This window comes from Flavobacterium psychraerolatum, from assembly GCF_025960985.1.
Classification (GTDB): domain Bacteria; phylum Bacteroidota; class Bacteroidia; order Flavobacteriales; family Flavobacteriaceae; genus Flavobacterium.
The window spans coordinates 110,585-130,117 of record NZ_JAOQMX010000005.1; the positions used below are offsets into that span (position 1 = coordinate 110,585).

General features: G+C 32.9%; 16 protein-coding genes. 11 read left to right on the plus strand and 5 right to left on the minus strand.

Annotation, left to right across the window (positions count from 1 at the left end):
- Nucleotides 1-96: 96 nt before the first annotated feature.
- From M2326_RS03625 to recQ, 4 genes are all read left to right on the plus strand, one after another.
- On the plus strand, nucleotides 97-1,497 hold the full coding sequence (locus M2326_RS03625; protein WP_264618188.1) for a type III PLP-dependent enzyme domain-containing protein: 1,401 nt from the start codon (nucleotides 97-99) through the stop codon (nucleotides 1,495-1,497).
- A gap of 96 nt (nucleotides 1,498-1,593) precedes the next feature.
- Nucleotides 1,594-2,565 (plus strand): deoxyhypusine synthase family protein, encoded by a 972-nt coding sequence (locus M2326_RS03630; protein WP_108741494.1) that lies wholly within the window; start codon nucleotides 1,594-1,596, stop codon nucleotides 2,563-2,565.
- A gap of 9 nt (nucleotides 2,566-2,574) precedes the next feature.
- Nucleotides 2,575-2,976 (plus strand): DNA primase, encoded by a 402-nt coding sequence (locus M2326_RS03635; protein WP_264618189.1) that lies wholly within the window; start codon nucleotides 2,575-2,577, stop codon nucleotides 2,974-2,976.
- 81 nt (nucleotides 2,977-3,057) lie between these two features.
- Complete coding sequence (recQ, locus tag M2326_RS03640; protein ID WP_264618223.1) at nucleotides 3,058-5,169, plus strand: DNA helicase RecQ; 2,112 nt, start codon at nucleotides 3,058-3,060, stop codon at nucleotides 5,167-5,169.
- A gap of 103 nt (nucleotides 5,170-5,272) precedes the next feature.
- Here the strand turns inward: recQ and M2326_RS03645 are convergent, their stop codons facing one another.
- From M2326_RS03645 to M2326_RS03665, 5 genes are all read right to left on the minus strand, one after another.
- Nucleotides 5,273-7,486 (minus strand): TonB-dependent receptor, encoded by a 2,214-nt coding sequence (locus tag M2326_RS03645; protein ID WP_264618190.1) that lies wholly within the window; start codon nucleotides 7,484-7,486, stop codon nucleotides 5,273-5,275.
- Between the two features lie 4 nt (nucleotides 7,487-7,490).
- A complete protein-coding gene (locus M2326_RS03650) occupies nucleotides 7,491-8,786 on the minus strand; it encodes a tetratricopeptide repeat protein (RefSeq protein ID WP_264618191.1) in 1,296 nt (431 codons plus the stop codon).
- A 105-nt stretch (nucleotides 8,787-8,891) separates the two neighbouring features.
- Entirely contained in the window at nucleotides 8,892-9,446 is a 555-nt protein-coding gene (locus M2326_RS03655) for a DUF4331 domain-containing protein (RefSeq protein ID WP_264618192.1), read from the minus strand.
- Between the two features lie 70 nt (nucleotides 9,447-9,516).
- On the minus strand, nucleotides 9,517-10,167 hold the full coding sequence (locus M2326_RS03660; RefSeq protein WP_264618193.1) for a DUF4331 domain-containing protein: 651 nt from the start codon (nucleotides 10,165-10,167) through the stop codon (nucleotides 9,517-9,519).
- A 939-nt stretch (nucleotides 10,168-11,106) separates the two neighbouring features.
- Nucleotides 11,107-12,591 carry a sulfatase family protein gene (locus tag M2326_RS03665; protein ID WP_264618194.1) on the minus strand — a complete coding sequence of 495 codons (1,485 nt, stop codon included), beginning with the start codon at nucleotides 12,589-12,591 and terminating at the stop codon, nucleotides 11,107-11,109.
- A 373-nt stretch (nucleotides 12,592-12,964) separates the two neighbouring features.
- Between M2326_RS03665 and M2326_RS03670 the strand changes: the two genes are divergently transcribed.
- The 7 genes from M2326_RS03670 to M2326_RS03700 all read left to right on the plus strand — a co-directional run bounded on the left by M2326_RS03670 (nucleotide 12,965) and on the right by M2326_RS03700 (nucleotide 19,468).
- Nucleotides 12,965-13,963, plus strand: a complete 999-nt coding sequence (locus M2326_RS03670) for a GDSL-type esterase/lipase family protein (RefSeq protein ID WP_264618195.1) — start codon at nucleotides 12,965-12,967, stop codon at nucleotides 13,961-13,963.
- Nucleotides 13,964-14,141: 178 nt separating this feature from the next.
- Complete coding sequence (locus M2326_RS03675; protein WP_264618196.1) at nucleotides 14,142-14,915, plus strand: Rossmann-like and DUF2520 domain-containing protein; 774 nt, start codon at nucleotides 14,142-14,144, stop codon at nucleotides 14,913-14,915.
- Nucleotides 14,899-15,426, plus strand: a complete 528-nt coding sequence (locus M2326_RS03680) for a KdsC family phosphatase (RefSeq protein ID WP_264618197.1) — start codon at nucleotides 14,899-14,901, stop codon at nucleotides 15,424-15,426. The genes M2326_RS03675 and M2326_RS03680 overlap by 17 nt, the downstream gene beginning before the upstream one ends.
- Before the next feature lie 53 nt (nucleotides 15,427-15,479).
- Complete coding sequence (locus M2326_RS03685; RefSeq protein ID WP_264618198.1) at nucleotides 15,480-16,406, plus strand: geranylgeranylglycerol-phosphate geranylgeranyltransferase; 927 nt, start codon at nucleotides 15,480-15,482, stop codon at nucleotides 16,404-16,406.
- Nucleotides 16,399-16,983, plus strand: a complete 585-nt coding sequence (locus M2326_RS03690) for a Maf-like protein (protein ID WP_264618199.1) — start codon at nucleotides 16,399-16,401, stop codon at nucleotides 16,981-16,983. The genes M2326_RS03685 and M2326_RS03690 overlap by 8 nt, the downstream gene beginning before the upstream one ends.
- A gap of 10 nt (nucleotides 16,984-16,993) precedes the next feature.
- Nucleotides 16,994-17,530: a mechanosensitive ion channel family protein gene (locus tag M2326_RS03695; protein ID WP_264618200.1), complete on the plus strand. Its 537-nt coding sequence runs from the start codon at nucleotides 16,994-16,996 to the stop codon at nucleotides 17,528-17,530.
- A gap of 120 nt (nucleotides 17,531-17,650) precedes the next feature.
- Nucleotides 17,651-19,468 carry a BamA/TamA family outer membrane protein gene (locus M2326_RS03700; RefSeq protein ID WP_264618201.1) on the plus strand — a complete coding sequence of 606 codons (1,818 nt, stop codon included), beginning with the start codon at nucleotides 17,651-17,653 and terminating at the stop codon, nucleotides 19,466-19,468.
- Nucleotides 19,469-19,533: the final 65 nt, after the last annotated feature.

A 19,533-nucleotide genomic window follows, 5' to 3' on the forward strand; every position in this document is an offset into this window, starting at 1 on the left:
ATGAAAAGCTTCAGATTGTCTATGCTAACATTAGAGTTTGAATTGTAGAATAATTTAAAAAATTTAAATCATTCTCTTAAACAAAAACAAACTAAAATGAATACTAAATATTCTGACTTAATAAATCAAACTTACTATTTTCCTCAAGAAGAATTTAATTTAAACAAAGACAATCTTCAATTTCACAATATTGATTTGATGAAACTGGTGGAACAATACGGTACACCATTAAAATTCACCTATTTACCTCAAATATCCAACAACATTAACAAAGCCAAAAACTGGTTTCGTAAATCAATGGATAAAAACAAATACGAAGGTAAGTACTATTATTGCTACTGTACAAAAAGCTCTCATTTTGAATATATAATGAACGAAGCTTTCAAGAATAACATACACATTGAAACTTCATCAGCATTTGACATCAATATCGTTGAGAATTTATTAGAAAACGGAAAGATCAACAAAAGTACTTATGTGATTTGTAATGGTTTCAAAAGAGACCAATACATCGATAATATCGCTCGTTTGATCAATAACGGACATAAAAATACTATTCCGATCATCGATAATTACGAAGAATTAGATTTATTACAAGCTGAAATTAATGGGAAATTCAAAATCGGAATCCGTATTGCAGCGGAGGAAGAACCTAAATTTGAATTCTATACTTCTAGATTAGGAATTGGATATAAAAACATTGTACAATTTTATAAAAAACAAATTCAAGAAAACGACAAGTTAGAATTGAAAATGTTACATTTTTTTATCAATACTGGTATTAATGACAATGCTTATTATTGGAATGAATTAGTAAAATGTATAAAAGTATATATTGCACTTAAAAAAGAATGCCCTACTCTTGATGGATTAAATATTGGTGGTGGTTTTCCAATTAAGAATTCTTTGACATTTGATTATGATTATCAATACATGATTGACGAAATTATCAATCAAATCAAAATTGCTTGTGACGAAGCTGAAGTAGATGTTCCTAATATCTTTACAGAGTTTGGTTCCTTTACTGTTGGAGAAAGCGGTGGCGCTATTTACCAAGTTTTATATCAAAAACAGCAAAACGACAGAGAAAAATGGAACATGATTGACTCCTCTTTTATTACCACTCTACCTGATACTTGGGCAATCAACAAACGTTTTATCATGCTAGCTGTTAACCGCTGGAATGAGACGTATGAAAGAGTATTATTGGGAGGAATGACTTGCGATAGTGATGATTATTACAACTCTGAGCAAAATATGAATGCCATCTATTTACCTAAATACAACAAAGAAAAACCACTATATATTGGTTTTTTTAATACAGGTGCGTACCAAGAAACTATTGGTGGATACGGAGGTTTACACCACTGTTTGATTCCGCAACCCAAACATATTCTGATAGATAAGGATGAAAATGGGATTTTGGCTACCGAAGTTTTCTCGGAACAACAAACTTCAGAGGACGTACTAAAAATATTAGGGTACAAAGCAAAATAATTCAAAAAAATAATAGTTAAATTAAAAAAATCTTTACTTTTGAAATTGTAATCTCTTTCAATAAAACAGATTAAAAATATCTTTAAAAAAAACAAAATGAGCAAGGGACCTATTAGCCAATTTATAGAAAAGCATTATTTGCATTTCAATTCAGCATCATTAGTAGATGCAGCAAAAGCATACGAACAACAATTAGCCAACGGTGCTAAAATGATGGTAAGTATGGCTGGAGCAATGAGTACAGCCGAAATTGGTAAAATATTTGCCGAAATTATTCGTCAAGACAAAGTTCAAATCATTTCTTGTACAGGTGCAAATCTTGAAGAAGATATCATGAACTTGGTAGCGCACTCACACTACGAGAGAGTACCTAATTATAGAGATTTAACACCGCAAGACGAATGGGATCTTTTGGAAAGAGGATTGAACCGTGTGACTGATACTTGTATTCCTGAACATGAAGCTTTTAGAAGATTACAAAAACATATTTTCAAAATTTGGAAAGATGCAGATGATAAAGGGGAACGCTATTTCCCTCATGAATTCATGTACAAAATGTTGCTTTCGGGTGTTTTAGAAGAATACTACGAAATTGACCTAAAAGACAGTTGGATGTATGCTGCTGCTGAGAAAAACTTACCTATTATCGTTCCAGGATGGGAAGATAGCACAATGGGTAATATTTTTGCCTCTTATGTAATCAAAGGAGAGTTGAAAGCATCGACAATGAAATCTGGAATTGAATACATGGTATACCTTTCTGATTGGTATCCAAAAAATAGTGCTAACGGAATTGGATTTTTCCAAATTGGTGGAGGTATTGCTGGAGATTTCCCAATTTGTGTTGTTCCTATGTTGTATCAAGATATGGAAATGCATGACATTCCTTTCTGGAGCTATTTCTGTCAAATTTCTGATTCAACAACTAGTTATGGTTCGTATTCAGGGGCAGTACCGAATGAAAAAATCACTTGGGGTAAATTAGATATTAAAACTCCTAAATTTATTATCGAATCTGATGCTACTATTGTGGCACCTTTAATTTTTGCTTATTTATTAGACTTATAGAGTATCATTATGAAAAGAGTAATTGTTGATTACGCAAAACTTACAAACGAGATTTTAAACCTATTAGTGGAACGTTTCCCTGATGGCTATGATGATTCAGACATCATTCGTTTTAGAAATGCTAAGAATGAATTGATTGAAGCGGTAGAAGTACGTACTGAAGACACTATTTATTTAGTAAAAGTGAGTACTAAATTGGCTGACCGAATCGAAAATTATGATGAAGATGATGAAATTGATGATGAGATTGAACCAATCACACCAATTAAAGGAGTAGATTTGGATGACGACATTGACGATGATGATGACGAAGATGATAATCATGACAAACCTGATTTGGATGATGATGACGAAGATTCTGATGATCGAAAAAGCTCAGATGACGACGATGATGATGACGACGAAGATTAATTTCTTCATTTAAATATAAAAGGAACTCCATATTGAGTTCCTTTTTTTATATTACTACTATCTTTTTTATTTTATTGAATGATGACATCCACACTGCTACACGAAACGCTTAAAGATAATTTTGGTTTTGAAAAATTTAGACCTAATCAAGAAAAAATTATTAGTTCAATCTTAACCGGAAAAGATGCTTTAGCAATTATGCCTACTGGTGGAGGGAAGTCAATTTGTTTTCAATTGCCTGCCTTATTATTTCCGGGTATTACTATCGTGATATCTCCTTTGATTGCTTTAATGAAAGATCAAGTAGATAGTTTGAAAGCCAACGGTATTGAAGCTTGCTACATCAACAGCAGTCAATCTAGCGGAGAACAGCAAGAACATATTGAAAATATTTTAAATCAAAAAATAAAACTCGTATATGTAGCACCTGAAAGCTTGTCTTATTTAGAAAACACCTTTAATCAAGTTACAGTAAGTCTAATTGCTATAGACGAAGCACACTGTATTTCGTCATGGGGACATGATTTTAGACCTGCCTATACCAATTTGGGATACCTAAAAAAACGCTTCCCTACCACTCCAATATTAGCATTAACTGCAACTGCTGACAAAGCAACCCGTGAAGATATAAGCAATCAATTAAACCTTTTAAATCCAGTGATTTCTATCTCTTCTTTCGATAGGAAAAACTTGAGTTTGGAAGTACGTCCCGCACTAGATAGAGTGAAACAAATTATTGATTTTATTGCTCAAAAACCTAATGAATGTGGTATTATTTATTGTCTAAGTCGAAAAACAACAGAAGAACTAGCTGAGAAATTGCAAAAAACAGGTGTCAATGCCAAAGCATACCATGCAGGATTAGACAACAACACTAGAGCAAAAACTCAAGATGAATTTATTAATGATGATTGCCAAGTTGTTTGCGCAACAATCGCTTTTGGAATGGGAATTGACAAATCGAATGTACGTTGGGTGATACATTATAATTTACCAAAGAATATCGAGGGGTATTACCAAGAAATTGGTCGTGCTGGTCGAGATGGATTACCCTCTGAAACGGTTTTATTTGAAAGTTATGGTGATGTAATCCAGTTACAAAAATTTGCCTCACAAGGATTAAATTCCGAAGTACAGTTATCAAAATTAGAACGCATGAAACAGTATGCAGATGCTGTAAGTTGCCGTCGAAAGATACTTCTCTCCTATTTTGGAGAAATAGTAACCGAAAATTGTGGTAATTGTGATGTATGCAAAAATCCGCCTGCCTTTTTTGATGGAACTATTTTAGCACAAAAAGCACTTTCGGCTATCATTCGATTAAAAGAATCAGAAGCATTGCCTGTGATTGTTGATTTTTTGAGAGGTTCAAAGAATGCTCATATCCTAGAGAATCAATACCACAACTTGAAAACATACGGCGTAGGTACAGACGTTTCTTGGTACGATTGGAACCAATATATTATTCAATTAATTAATCAAGGATATTGTGAGATTGCTTTTCACCTCAAAAACCAAATAAAACTGACACCATTAGCTCACGAAGTTTTATTTAATGGTGAAAAAGTACAATTAACAACAATACAAAAAGAAATCGCCGAAAAAGCAACAGCTAAAGAATCAAGAGCTGCTAAACCTAAAAAAGATTCGTTATTCGAAATATTACGTACCATACGGTATGAGATATCAAAAAAAGACAAGGTTCCAGCTTATGTCATTTTTAGTGATGCTGTATTGCGTGAGATAGAAACACATCGTCCAATGAGCGAAGAGGAACTTATTGCTATTGATGGAGTTGGAAAAGCCAAATTAGAAAAATATGGTACTATTTTCATTACTGCAGTAACTGATTTCCATAAAACAAAAGCATTGCAACAAAAGAAAGTATCTAGCACATATAAAGAGACATTTGCCATGTTTCAAAGTGGTTTAAGTGTTGAAGTTATAGCAGAACAGCGTAATTTGGGGTTGGGAACCATCATGTCTCATATTGCAAAATTATATGAAGATGGCGCTGCTATTGATCTCTATCAATTTGTAAGTGCTGAAGATGTAGAAAAAATTGCTAAAGCAAAAATCACATTAGAAAGCCCAACGGCATTAAAACCTTATTTTGATCATTTTGAAGAGCAAATATCCTATGATAAAATACGTTTGAGTTTATCAATTCTTTCGAGAAAAGTTCTCCACTAAGTAATTATTACAATTTTCCAGTAAAGTACCTATAGAAAATAAAAAGGTCTAGTGCCATACTAAAAACACTAGACCTTAAAAAAAAACAAACAAAAATCTATCTCTAAAATTTATAACTAATTTTCCCTTTCATATAAAAGGGTGTTCCAGGTGTAAAATGAATTTCATCAACACTACTGGTTTCATTTTGTAATCTTGTTTCGGTTGCAAATTGTGTTTCATTCCACGCAGTATTCAAAATATTTTGAACAGCCAAACCTAAAGTCACATTATTAACTTCATAATTAATATTGCAATCTATAATACCATAACCTTTGGCAACAATAGAATTATCTTCGTTTGCAGGACGACTTTTTAAATGACGATAATGTACACCTCCAGAAAAGCCATCCCATTTTTGAAAACTTAAACCTCCTGTAGCAGTAAAATCGGGCGCAAGCGGAATATAGTTTTGTCCAGATGGTTCATCTCTACTTCTGGCATGGGTATAGGTAAGATCCGTATCCAAAAATAAGTAGTCATTAATTTGATAACGAATTCCCAAATCTGCCCCCATACGTTTTGTTCTTCCACTAGGCTCGATCACACCTGCATCACCTACATAAACAAATTCTTGTTGCAAGTACAATGCCCACAATGCAGTATTTACTAGTATTTTTGGACTCGCTTTAAAAATTGAACCAAAATCAAATCCAAATGAGGTGGGCAGAATTTCTTTTCCATTATTTTCTACTACGACCCTAGCATCATTTGAATGAAAACCAAAACCAGTCTTTAAAAAGAATTGTAAACTGTTATTTTGAGTATAAATAAAATTTAATTTTGGTGACACTTTGAATTCCGTTTCCGATTGTGTAGCATAAGTTGCTGCTAGTTTATCTTGGTAATTAAACTTAAAATAATCAAACCGAACTGCAGGATTAATCATCCATTTTCCATGTCTAAATTCGGCATTATAATAATTAAAACCATTAAACTCTTCAATATCTCCTAGTTTTACAGGATTGATAAGTGTTGTTCTACCTTTGGTATGTGATAATTCTGTATCAGTAGTAGCATCTGATCTAAAGCCTGCTCCAACTTGCAACAAAACATTCCAATCATCCAATTTTAGTTTTTTGTTCCATTCAGAATTCATACCATATAAGGAGCGGTTTTCTTTTTGTTTGATTTGGTCACCATTGATGGGATCGTATAGAAAAAAAGTAAAATTTGAATACAATTCAAAATCATATTTAGAATAATAAAGATTTGCTTTTACAAACGTATTTTCATCAATCGATTTTACCAACGCACCATTTATATTGGTACGTGCTGTATTTCCCCCTTCGGTATTGTCTACAGATCCAAATCTAGAAATCAATCCTTGATCAACCAAACGTTGCGGGATTTGTCCTGATGCATCCCAACGGCTAGAAAAACGAGATGCTGTTAATGTAAACTTGCTATTCTCATCAATCAAAGTGGTGTATCTTCCTAATAGATTCACACGATTAAAATTTTGTGGACTATCAAAAGGACCATCAGTCAATATATATTCAGTAGCGATATAAGCGGATTGCTTTTTCTGATTTCCCAAAAGGTTGAACATTCCAATCAATCTTTGTGTATTGAATTGTCCTACTTCTAAACTTATCATACTTTTATCTAATTTTTCTTTGGTTTGAAAAGCTACGTAACCAGCAGTGGCAAAATCACCTTTATCTGCATAATAAGACCCTTTTCCAAAATCTAGTTTTTCAACCGTCTCTGGTATTACAAAATGTAAATCGGCATATCCTTGGCCATGAGCATGCGAAACCATATTTACAGGAATTCCATCGACAGAAATCGCCAAATCTGTTCCATGGTCTATATCAAAGCCTCTCAAGAAAATTTGCTCTGCTTTACCACCTCCAGCGTGTTGTCCTATAAATAATCCAGGAACTTTTCGTAATATTTCTTGGGACGAATTTACAGGAGCCGTCTGCAAATCAATTTTCGAAATTACATTCATTGCAGATATAGTTGGCTGAATAATAATTTCGTCCAATTTGAAAATAGCATCCTCCAAAACGATTCTGTTTTCACCTGATTGTACTACATAATCTAGCTTTTTGTATCCAAAAGCATTTATTTTCAAGGTGCTACCTATTTCAGTATTTTGAATACTAAAGAGTCCTAATTCATTACTATGGGCATGCGTACTAGAAGCAGTGTTCACCACATTAGCATTTTCTATTGTATTTCCTAGACCATCAACCACAACACCACTACTCTTTTGAGCTGTAACGATTAAGGATAGGTGAATAAAAAGGAGTATAAATAGTATTCTCATAACATTATAAGTTTTCAATTTTTTGAGCAAAACTAGGTCCTAATTCATAAATACTAGTACTTAATTCTTTTTTTAATGGTATAACTTTATCAATTTCATTATTGGCTTTGTAAATCATCGCCAAATGATATTGAATATGAGGTTCATGTGATTTTCCTACTACTTTTTCGTTTGCAATAGCCAATGCTTTTTTTGCATCTCCTGTGTTCAAGTACGACCATGCCAACAAATCATAAGAATCCGGCGTTGGTCGATGATCTACTTCTACTTTTGCTATTTCTAGTGCTTTGGTAGCCGTTATTTTCTCATCAGCATATATCAAGGTATTGTATTTGTTGTACATTGCACCGTAATTATTTTTTGCCAATAAGTCAAAATATGCTATTTTATAATTTTTAGCTTCATCTTGCTTGCCTTCAAAAGAACTTATATCAGATTTTAGTAATAAAAAATCAGGTGTAGAATGTGTACGCTCAATAGTTTCAATAATTCGTTTGGCTTCTTGAGTATTTCTCTCGTGAGAAAAAACAATCCAAGCAATCCCCTTCAATGCATACGTATAGTTTGGATCAATAGATAAGGTTTTCAAATAACTATCATACGAGTCTTGAACCCTCCCAGCATGACCATAAAAATCACCTAAGTTGGAATACGACCAAATTTTCAATGTTTTATTATCTTCTTTTTCTGCAATTGTTCTTGCTTTTTCCATAAAAGTGATGGCAGTATCTAGATCTCCTTTGTGATCATTCCACTTTGCCAATCTTATTAGGTAATCATAATCATTCATATCTTTTATCGCTTCCAAATTTTTCAAAGCGATATCATAATTGCCTAATTCCATTTGAACATCAAATAATAATTTCTGAGATTCTGCCTTACCTTCACCAATTACCAAAGCTTTATCGGCCAAGACCAAAGCTTCTTTAAAGCGATGCTGTGAAATATAATTTCGTGCCAAAGAACGCAAGGTTCCTACTTTGCTATAATCACTAGCTTTGTTTGATTTCGATAGTAATTCATCGGCTTTATAAAGATCTTTGATTTCTCCAGTGTATTGAAATAAAGTTGAATACTTGGCTGCAATAATTCCCAAATACGATTTTTGTACCGTATCAGATTGGTATTTTGCTTCCCAAAATTTGATTTCTTCCAAGGTAAAATTCAATCCTTTATTTTCCTTAATATCCAAAAAGGCTTGATAATCTTTGGGATTTGTAATTTGTTTTTCAGTATGTTCACAAGACACTAGTACTAACAAACCTAAGGTTGCCACTAGTAAAGTTTTTATCGTTTTCATAATTTTTAGTATGTATATGAATTTGTTTGTTTTTAAACAAAAAAACAGAGTGCTTCCTAATCTGTCAACACTCTGTTTTTTATTGAAATATAATAGAAATTTTAATTACCAGGCCGTCGCTAAATAAGGGAAAGCTACAGTGAAATCTTTATCATTTTTATTTACATTATCCTTTGTTAATCCAGGATTTGATCCTCCAGTTGGACCACCAAAGATTAACAACAATTCTGTATCAATTACATCATCACCCAAAGCTCTACCAGTCAAAACGTTTGTACCGTCAAAGAAAGTAGTTGTTTTTGTTGTCGAAACACCCAACACATCTGTTGCTAGTACCCCTGTAAAAGCATCTGCATCAAGTTTTAAAGCATTGGTTGTATAACTACCATTTAAAGCTAAAAGTCTTGTTTTAAAAACTGATTGGTATTTCGCACCCATTTCAGAGGGTATTGTAGCATTAAAATCATCTTTAGGTTGGCCAGAGGCAACAAAAACAGTATTTATTGCAGGGCGTCCCATTTGATCTTGTTGTACATACGTACCCGAAAAATCTAATGATGTTACGGCAGTATCGTTATTATCATTGTCATTACAGCTCACAGCTGCCATTGCACCTACTAGTACAACTGTTATCAACTTTATATTTTTTAGTGTTCTCATGATATTTTATTTTTGAATTGTATTTGACTTCTATGATTTTAGAAATCTTAATTTTTTGACTTAACTACGTTTATTGTTTTTTCTTAGTTTCAACCCAAGTATTCAAACTTGCAGCAGTTCCTAATTTTGCTTTTGGAACTTCAATCACCACCGATAACACATTTGTTCCAGCAAATGTATCTACACCCGTAGTTTTAAACCCTGTCGCTTTTCCAGCCAAAACATCTTGGTATTGACCCAAATCAAAGAAAAAAGGATCATCTCTCGGTCCAGCAAAAAACTTCATTCCATTTTCGGTAGATGTGATCGCTGTAGCTCCATATTTTGAGATTTCAACACTACCACTTGCTTTACTTACATCAATCATACTCGTTTTTCCTGTAACTGATGGAGCATAAGGTCCAAAGAAATACATTTTACTACCTTTGCGAATCGCTTGGATCACCAAATCCTCTTTGTTATCACCAGTATTGTCGATGTTAACCTCTATCATCATATTCTCATTAAAAGCTGCTGCTCCTGTAGCATTTGGACTCAAAAGACCTTGTGTATTTACTGCAAACACCATATTGTTTGTGTCTTGTCCCTGAAAAGCATAAAAATCAGTAATATCAGCTGCATTACCAGTTACAGATGGAGCATCAATGTGATCGGCCGCTACTAAGGTTAAACCTGTTATCGCTACTAGCGACATTCCTAAAATCATTTTTGACTTTTTCATTGTATAAAATTTTAATGGTTATAATAAGATTTACGTGAGAACTCTAATTATAGTTTTAAAAAAAGTTAAAAAAAACAAAAAATAAAATCACCATACTGAATATCAACAATTTAAAATCAAAATATTTAAATATATAATTTAACATTATTAAGAAATAAAACTAATTATTCATTTAAACTGAGTAAAAAATTTTAGGTTATCAAAAAGATTTAAAGTTTATCTATGCAAAAATCATTAGCTACAAGATGCTTATCTAAACATAGTGATGGATTAATTTGTTAAACTATAAGTATTTTTGTTGTTTTTACTTCAGCATAAAAAGTGTATCGCTTCTAACTATAAGTCGATCGGTATCAAACGAGGAGGATAAGTTTTGATTCAAAAAACGAATAAGTTAAAACTTAAGCAAAAGCTTGGTTTTATACTATAGGGGATTGAAAATGATAAATAATGCTTAACTACAATACATAATATTTTATTAGACTTAAAAATAATAATAAAACTAATTTTGAATGCTTAATTCTCAACAAGGAATGGCTCCTCTTTCTACTTCTGTTATTATGAGTTAAACATGATTAGAAATTGCAGAATGAATAGATTATACTTTATAATAGTCAATTTTATTTAAAACCATTGGCGATAAACAATATATCACTGTATTAGGGTAATAATTGTCTTTTGCTCTCAATAGTCGTTGCGGAAAAAGTTTGTAAATAACACTCTAGTATTCTTTTGAACATAGTGCACGCATGAGGGATGGGAGCGGCATCCTTTTTTGATTTTTTTTCAAAATCAAAAAAGATACAGTGTACAGCCCGACGCAAACCGCAACGATAGTGGAGGATTGCGGCATGCCCAAAGAATTTTTATCTAAAAAAAAAAGGTATTCAAGACGGGTTAATGTCTTGAATACCTTTTTATATTTATTGCAAAAAGTGTTTATTTTGCATTTTTCTCATCCCATTCTATAGGTGACATTCTAAGTTTTTCAACTTCAAATGTATCATCAAAATTGGGTAACTGACCCGATTTCCAATACTCTGCATCTTTCTGAGAGTAATACCATAATGGTTTAACGTGTGTTTTAGTCCAATTTTTAGTTTCGGTAATCATTTCTTGTACACGGTCTGGGAATTGACCAGCCATATCATGGTGTTCGCCGATATCTTTAGTAATATTGAACAATTGCCAAGGCTCGTTGGCCATACGCACCAATTTCCAATCTTCTTTTCTAGCAGCAACATCAGTATATCCTTCACGGTAACGGTATGCATAGATCATTTCGTCTTTGTGAGGACTTGTATTGGCAGCTAAATCGGCCCAAATATTTTTTCCGCTTACTTTCTTACCTTTAGGCAAATTAGTTTTAGCAAGATGTGCAAAAGTTGGGTATAAATCCAAAGCCGAAACAGGATGATCAAAACGAACTCCAGCAGCTACTTTGTTTGGCCAATGCCAGAACATTGGTACTCGGAAACCACCTTCAAAAGTATCTCCTTTCGTCCCTTTCAACGGATAATTATTGGCTCCGTGGTCAAAATTACCACCATTATCACTCAAAAACACGATCAATGTATTCTCGTATTGTTTTGTTTCTTTCAAGCTTTTTACAATCTCACCCACTCCTCTATCTACAGCATATACCATAGCCGCATAGGTTTGACGGTCTTTGTCTTTGATATTAGCAAAAACTTTCATGTCTTCTGCTTTTGCTTCCAAAGGCACGTGAGGTGCATTGTAGGCTAAGTACATAAAGAATGGTTTTTTCTTCTTATTCGATTCTTTAATTACACGAATTGCTTCTCTAGAAAAAGCATCTGTGATGTACTCTGTCTCAACGACTTCCTTTGTATTATGCAACAAAGGGGTGAAATAAACGTTGATAGGGTATGCACCTGCTTTCTTCTGTTTTTCGTAATAAGGTTGAAAAAGGTTTGGAAAATATTTATGTCCACCTCCTAAGAAACCAAAAAAGTCATCAAATCCACGTTTGTTCGGTTGAAATTGGGTATTATCACCCAAATGCCATTTTCCGATGCATGAAGTATAATAACCTGCATCGTGCATCATGTTACTCATATACGTTTCCTCTACTGGTACTCCGCTAGTAGTAGCTCTACCATCGTCACGCAAATTATAAGGTGTACCAATTTCTGATGGATAACGTCCCGTAAGTAAGGCTGCTCTACTTGGTCCACAAAAAGTATGCGCTACATAAGCCGATGTCATAATCGTACCTTCCTTGGCTAATTTATCCAACTCAGGTGTAACGATGTCTGGAGACCCATTAAAACCAACGTCGGCATAACCTAAATCGTCACACAAAATGACCAAAATATTGGGTTTTGAAGCTGGTTTTACCTGCGCACTACATCCCGTAGCAAACAAGACTATTAATCCCCCTAAAGCAAATTTAATTTTCATTTATTTTTCTTTTGTATTAAACGATATTCTTGGGCAAATTTATTTTCAAAAAAAATTAATAGTCCCTTCACAAAGTAACGACCAAAAATAGCTATTTACTATGCAAATATTACCTTTAACTTATCTCATATTAACTCAAAGTTAATTAAAGTTAATTAAAGTTAATTAAAGTTACGAAATGTATATTAATTCAAGTATTCTATTTTGGGCGTGACCCGTAAAAAAACGGGTCGGGCTATTCGTTGCAAGTCCTCAACCAGTTCCGCTATCGCTTCACTAGTTTGCGGGCTTTCCTCTTCTATCCCTCACGTAGCACTTTGGAATTAGAGTATTTTATTGGATAATTCAAAGTCTATATATGAATTGAAACGATTTGGTCAAAGGAAAAAAATTCCGTAAACTTGTCGTTAATTATGAGTTAAATACAAAACTACACCAAGCAATGACAATACTGAATAATTGTAACCAAAAAATAATTAGACTAACCGCTATACTGCTATTATCTTCAACTTTCGCTACTTTCGCGCAAGAAAATATTAAAATAGACAATGACAAAAAGTATATTTCTTTCCTAACGAATGCTATAGAAAATAACAATGTTAATAAAGAATCCAGAGCACTTTTTTTAAAAGAATCAAGAACTTATTGGCATAGCCAAAAACTAGACTACAATTTACATCCCGAGAATTATGCTAAAACAATATCACTGTACCATCAAAACCAACTTAAATTCAAACAGAACAATGAGCAAATAGACAGTGTTCGAAAAATTAGAATAAATATAGCAGTTGAAAATTTTCAGAACTTTGATGATAGAAATTCATTTCCCAAAAAATCAGTTTTATTTATAGGTAGCTCCAGTATCGCAGGCTGGAAAACTTCCCTTTCATTCCCTGAATTCCCCATCATAAACCGAGGAGTTGGAGGCATGAATATGCTTGAAATAATTGAAAACTATGACTTACTTGTAAAAAAATATGCTCCTTCCGTTATAGTTATTTATTGTGACATAGATATTGAACAAGGTAAATCACCAAAAGAGGCAGTAGACGTTTTTACAGCATTAGTTCATAAAATTAAATATGATTTCCCAAAAACAATTGTACTCCTGCTTTCAATGAAGCCAGTTATGATAGATGATTTTATAGGAAAAGATATTCGAAAGAATAAAATGGCGGCCAATGAACAACTTTTAAAATTTAGTAAAAAGGAAAAAAATGTAGAATTCATTGATCTTTCCTCACCTATGTTACATCAAGATGGAAAATTAAAAACAGCTATTTTTATTGAAGATGGGATGCATCTGAACGCGTTAGGCTACTCCATTTGGAACCCTATTATTAGAAAAAAAATAGCAGTATTAATGAAATAATACAAACGCATCTCACCACCTTTCGCATCCATAACCTGTTACAAATAGTCCCTTGACTATAGCAAGAAATTAATGTTTGTAAAGATTCTTTACGAGTTAACATCTAAACCAAATAATTATAGCATTAACTATTCCTTAGATTAGGACTAGTACCAATTTTTTTTGTTAATTTTGGTCTATGGTAAAAGTAGTAGTTATAGGTTCTGGAAATCTGGCACAACATCTTATTGTTGCCATTCAAGAAGCAGAACAATCCGAAAAATCGATTCAACTCATTCAAGTATACGCTCGAACAGTTGATAACATTGCACACTTAGTTCCAAAACAACACATTATATCCGATTTCCAACAGTTAAAAGAAGCTGATGTCTATATTATTGCTGTTTCAGACAATGCTATAAATACTGTCGCTTCTCAATTGCCTTTCAATAACAAACTGGTAGTACATACTTCGGGAGCAATGCCTATGGATACTTTAGATTCAAAAAACAAGAAAGGTGTTTTCTATCCACTACAAACATTTACAAAAAACAAAAAAGTAGCATTTGAAACGATTCCGATTTGTTTGGAAACGGAAAACGAAGCAGATTACATGAGCATCAAACTGCTAGCTAATGCCATTTCGAACAAAACTTACAACATAAATTCAGTCCAACGAAAAGCTTTGCATGTAGCAGCTGTGTTTGTTAATAATTTCACCAACCACTTATACCAAATTGGAGAAGAAATTTGTGATGAACACCAGCTTCCGTTTGAGATATTGCATCCATTAATTCAGGAGACCGCTGCAAAAATAAGGAGTATTTCTCCCCAACAAGCACAAACAGGACCTGCGATTAGAAAAGATTCCAAAACCATAATAGCACACGAAACACTACTCACACACTCGAAACAAAAACAATTATATAAAATTCTAACACAATCGATTCAAGATAATGGCAAAAAGTTATAAAGAAATAATGAATGAAATTACCACATTTATATTTGATGTGGATGGCGTATTAACAGATGGTTCTGTATTTATTGATAATGATGGTGAAATGCACCGCACAATGAATATTAAAGACGGCTATGCCATGAAAGCTGCAATAGAAAGTGGTTACAACGTTTGCATCATCTCTGGTGGTAAAAATGAAGGGGTTCGCATTCGATTAAGAAATCTCGGAATTACAGATATTCATTTGGGAGCTCCCGACAAAGTAGCAACTTTTGAAGAATATACCGAATTATACAGTATCAATCCAGAACACGTTTTGTACATGGGTGACGATATTCCCGATTTTCATGTGATGAAATTGGTTGGTTTATCCACTTGTCCTCAAGATTCTTGTACCGAAATCAAGACTATCTCAAAATACATTTCGCATAAAAATGGTGGAAAAGGTGCCGTTCGAGATGTGATTGAACAAGTTATGAAAGTTCAAGGAAAATGGATGAAACATTTCGAAGGTAACAATAACTAGATTCCCTCGATAAGCAGAGATTTACAACAACTAAAATTGGTCAATATTATCCCATGAATTTCTTGAAATTAATACGCTACCAAAATTTGTTACTGCTTGCTTTTATGCAGCTACTTTTTCGATATGGTTTTTTGAACCTACAAAATATTCCTTTGGCCTTGAACGATTGGCAATATGTTTTATTGATTTTAAGCACGGTTTTGATTGCTGCTGCAGGTTACGTTATTAATAATATTCTAGACCAAGAAACCGATCAAATCAATAAACCCAAAGATTGTATTGTAGGTAAATCAATTTCAGAGGTAGCAGCCTATAACATTTATATTGTCCTTAATTCTATAGGGGTCGCCATTGGTTTTTATCTTGCTAACATCATCGGTAAACCAAATTTCGCTTCACTTTTCATCGTGATAGCAGCCACTTTGTATATGTATGCAACGACCTTGAAAAAAATGGCAATTATAGGAAATTTAATCGTTGCACTATTACTTTCGATAAGCGTACTCATCATCGGAATATTCAATCTATACCCTGCCATCACTAACAATAACCAAGCTGTCATGGGCAGTTTATTTTCGGTGTTAATGGATTATGCATTCTATGCTTTTATGATTAACTTTTTGAGAGAATTAGTTAAAGATATGGAAGATATAAACGGAGATTATAACCAAGGAATGAATACATTACCGATTATACTGGGGATAAAAAGAAGTAAAAACATTGTATTAGGGTTAAGTTTTATTCCCATCATTTTGATTACAATTTATATAAATACTTATCTATTACCCTTTAGACTGTATATTGCAATGGCTTATAGTATCGTTTTAATCTTAGCACCTTTACTTTTATTTTCTGCAAAACTAGCAACAGCCACAACTCAAAAAGAATTTTACTCTTTGAGTATTTTATTAAAATGGATTTTACTTTTTGGTATCTTTTCCATTCTTGTACTCAACCTAAATATCAAATACAATGCTTAATTCCAATTTAAAAAAATACAAATTAATACTAGCTTCAGGCTCCCCAAGACGTCAACAATTTTTCAAGGATTTAGAATTAGATTTTGAAATTCGACTTAAAGAAATTGAAGAAATTTTTCCTCCAGAATTAAAAGCGGGAGAAATCACCAATTATTTGGCCCAATTAAAAGCCTCTGCTTTTGAAGGCACATTGAACGACAATGAAATATTGATTACTAGTGATACAATTGTTTGGCACAATGAAAATGCTTTGGGAAAACCAAAAGATAAGGAGGAAGCTTTTCGAATTTTAAAATCATTATCGAATGCAACTCATGATGTCATTACTTCTGTTTGCTTTAAATCGAATAGAAAAACACATTTAATTTGTGAAACAACTAAGGTAACATTTAATACATTAAGTGATGAAGCCATTCTTTTTTATATAGAAAAATTCAAACCTTTTGACAAAGCGGGGGCCTACGGTATTCAAGAATGGATTGGATTTGTCGGAGTTTCAAAAATTGAAGGATCCTATGCAAACGTTATGGGTATGCCTGTAGATAAAGTATATAAATATTTAACTACTTTAGAATAAAACCATACTTATGTCACTATTTAATATTGATTTCACAGCAAAAGAAGTACTGTCAACAGGAACTGTAATTCTTGCTGTTATCATTTTGAGAATAATTGTTTCTTTGGCAGTTCGTAAGTTTGCTAAAGCGACGCTTAGAATTGAGCATAGAACTAATTTGGTTATCAAATATTTAGACCTACTTGTCAATATCATAGCCATCTTGGCATTGATATTAATTTGGGGAGTAGATCCAAAAGATATTATCATCGCCATATCATCAATCGCAACTGTAGTTGGAGTTGCGATGGTGGCACAATGGTCTATTTTGAGTAACATTACTGCTGGAATTATTCTCTTTTTCTCTTTTCCTTTCAAAATTGGGGATATCATCAAAATTCATGATAAAGATTTTCCGATTATTGGCGAAATTGAAGACATCAAAGCATTTCATATTGCCTTAATTACCAAAGAAGGTGAAATCATCGTTTATCCCAACAACCTTATTTTTCAAAAAGGAATTTCGATTCTGAAACATGATTATATTGATCAAGAATTTGTTGATTAATTCCTTTTAACAAAAAGAAACATTCTATATTTTATTTTTGGTTTAACTTTACACACTTATTAAATAACTACTGAAATAAGCATCAAATTATCTGAATTTTATGTAGTAATTTTAGAACCAATGCTCCTACGTCAAAAAACCTATACTTCACTACTCTTTTTATTGTTTTTTTCAGTTTCTACTGCACAAGTTAAGGAACAGAATAAAGACAGTATTGCTATGTACAAAAAAATACAGACGTATTCAACCAAAAGTAAATTTACCTCTTTTTTGCATAGAATGGTTTTCGAACCAATTGACTCTAAGCCCAATAAACCACAGACCATAAACCAAATCAATCACAAAAAGTATAATGGAAAAATAATTAGAAAAATCAATATTACAACTTTGGACCCTTTTGGTTATTCGGATAGCGATACGCTCCGAAAACCAACAAAATGGGAAGAACGCATTGGAAATGATTTGCACCTGAAATCTAAAAAGTTTGCTATTCAAAATGTTTTATTATTCAAGAAGAATATGCCGTACAATGATATGGTTATTTATGAATCTGAGCGTCTTATTCGTGCACAACGGTTTGCCAATCGAGTAACTATAACCGAAAAAAATATAGGGAAAGATTCTGTCGATGTATATGTACGTGTTTTGGACTCCTGGAGTTTGGTACCCGAATTTCAAATTTCAAGCTCACGAATGTCATTAGGAGTTAATGAACGAAATTTTCTCGGTACTGGTCAACAGTTGTATTATCGATTTACGAATAGATTTTCTGATGGAAAAGATGCACATAACATCTCTTACACTGTCCCGAATATCAAAAATAGTTTTACAAAAGCAGTTCTAACCTATAACAAAGATCTCGATAATTTTTATGATAAAAGTATTTTAATTGAGCGACCTTTTTACTCATCTCTGACCAAATGGGCAGGAGGAATTTATTTAGGACAACTCTTTCGGCAAGATAGCTTACAAGACGATAGTGCAGAATACAAAACAATTAACTTCAAATACAGTACTCATGATTTTTGGTTGGGCAAAGCATTTCCTATTTTCATAAAGGATTCTGCAAACTACAAAACCTCCAATATTATTTTGGCAGGTCGTTATTATAATAGAAATTATATCGAAAGACCAAGTGTAACCTTCGATCCTGATGCTTTTTACAATAATGAAAAACTGTTTTTAATGGGAATCGGATTCAATACACGACGTTTTATTGTGGATAAATACATTTTTAAATACGGAATTACTGAGGATGTACCCATCGGTCAAATTTATGGACTTACAGGGGGATACCAATATAAAAATCAAACTTGGAGACCTTATCTAGGAAGTCAATTTGCATTAGGAAAATATTTTAAATGGGGTTATTTGAGCACCAATATAGAATTAGGAAGCTTTTTTAATCATGCTATAACAGAACAAACTACTTTTTCTCTACAAGTTAACTATTTTACCAATTTGCTCGAAATTGGTAAATGGAAAATAAGGCAATTTATCAAACCTGTAATGATACTAGGCAACAACCGTCAAAATTCATTGGGAGACCAACTTACAATAAATGAGGAGTATGGGCTTAGGGGATTTAATAGCCCAATTTATGGTTCTGATAAGCTATTATTAACATTGCAAACACAAACCTATTCGCCAAAAAGTGTTTGGGGCTTTCGATTGAATCCGTATTTTAATTATTCGGTAGCGATGTTGGGGAATGTTAAGAATAATTTCCCTAATAATAAAGTGTATTCAAAAATCGGAATTGGAGCTATTATTAGTAATGACTATTTGGTTTTCAGTTCTTTTCAATTGTCTATCTCGTATTATCCTACAATCCCATTAGTAGGGAATTCTATATTCCAAACAAATTCCATACAAACTACCGATTTTGGTTTTCAAAATTTTGAATTATCAAAACCCAAGACTATTTTATACAAATAGAAATTCATGAAATTATTCATCAAGTATTGATAGGGATTTTAAGTTGCAATTGTTGTTTTTTAAAT

What these genes read in the sequence shown, in the direction of transcription:
- M2326_RS03700 (WP_264618201.1), top strand. Translation starts at nt 17,651, where the DNA reads ATGCTCCTACGTCAAAAAACCTATACTTCACTACTCTTTTTATTGTTT.
- M2326_RS03625 (WP_264618188.1), top strand. Translation starts at nt 97, where the DNA reads ATGAATACTAAATATTCTGACTTAATAAATCAAACTTACTATTTTCCT.
- M2326_RS03630 (WP_108741494.1), top strand. Translation starts at nt 1,594, where the DNA reads ATGAGCAAGGGACCTATTAGCCAATTTATAGAAAAGCATTATTTGCAT.
- M2326_RS03660 (WP_264618193.1), bottom strand. Translation starts at nt 10,167, where the DNA reads ATGAAAAAGTCAAAAATGATTTTAGGAATGTCGCTAGTAGCGATAACA.
- M2326_RS03680 (WP_264618197.1), top strand. Translation starts at nt 14,899, where the DNA reads ATGGCAAAAAGTTATAAAGAAATAATGAATGAAATTACCACATTTATA.
- M2326_RS03685 (WP_264618198.1), top strand. Translation starts at nt 15,480, where the DNA reads ATGAATTTCTTGAAATTAATACGCTACCAAAATTTGTTACTGCTTGCT.
- M2326_RS03690 (WP_264618199.1), top strand. Translation starts at nt 16,399, where the DNA reads ATGCTTAATTCCAATTTAAAAAAATACAAATTAATACTAGCTTCAGGC.
- M2326_RS03675 (WP_264618196.1), top strand. Translation starts at nt 14,142, where the DNA reads ATGGTAAAAGTAGTAGTTATAGGTTCTGGAAATCTGGCACAACATCTT.
- M2326_RS03665 (WP_264618194.1), bottom strand. Translation starts at nt 12,591, where the DNA reads ATGAAAATTAAATTTGCTTTAGGGGGATTAATAGTCTTGTTTGCTACG.
- M2326_RS03645 (WP_264618190.1), bottom strand. Translation starts at nt 7,486, where the DNA reads ATGAGAATACTATTTATACTCCTTTTTATTCACCTATCCTTAATCGTT.
- M2326_RS03695 (WP_264618200.1), top strand. Translation starts at nt 16,994, where the DNA reads ATGTCACTATTTAATATTGATTTCACAGCAAAAGAAGTACTGTCAACA.
- M2326_RS03650 (WP_264618191.1), bottom strand. Translation starts at nt 8,786, where the DNA reads ATGAAAACGATAAAAACTTTACTAGTGGCAACCTTAGGTTTGTTAGTA.
- M2326_RS03655 (WP_264618192.1), bottom strand. Translation starts at nt 9,446, where the DNA reads ATGAGAACACTAAAAAATATAAAGTTGATAACAGTTGTACTAGTAGGT.
- M2326_RS03635 (WP_264618189.1), top strand. Translation starts at nt 2,575, where the DNA reads ATGAAAAGAGTAATTGTTGATTACGCAAAACTTACAAACGAGATTTTA.
- recQ (WP_264618223.1), top strand. Translation starts at nt 3,058, where the DNA reads ATGACATCCACACTGCTACACGAAACGCTTAAAGATAATTTTGGTTTT.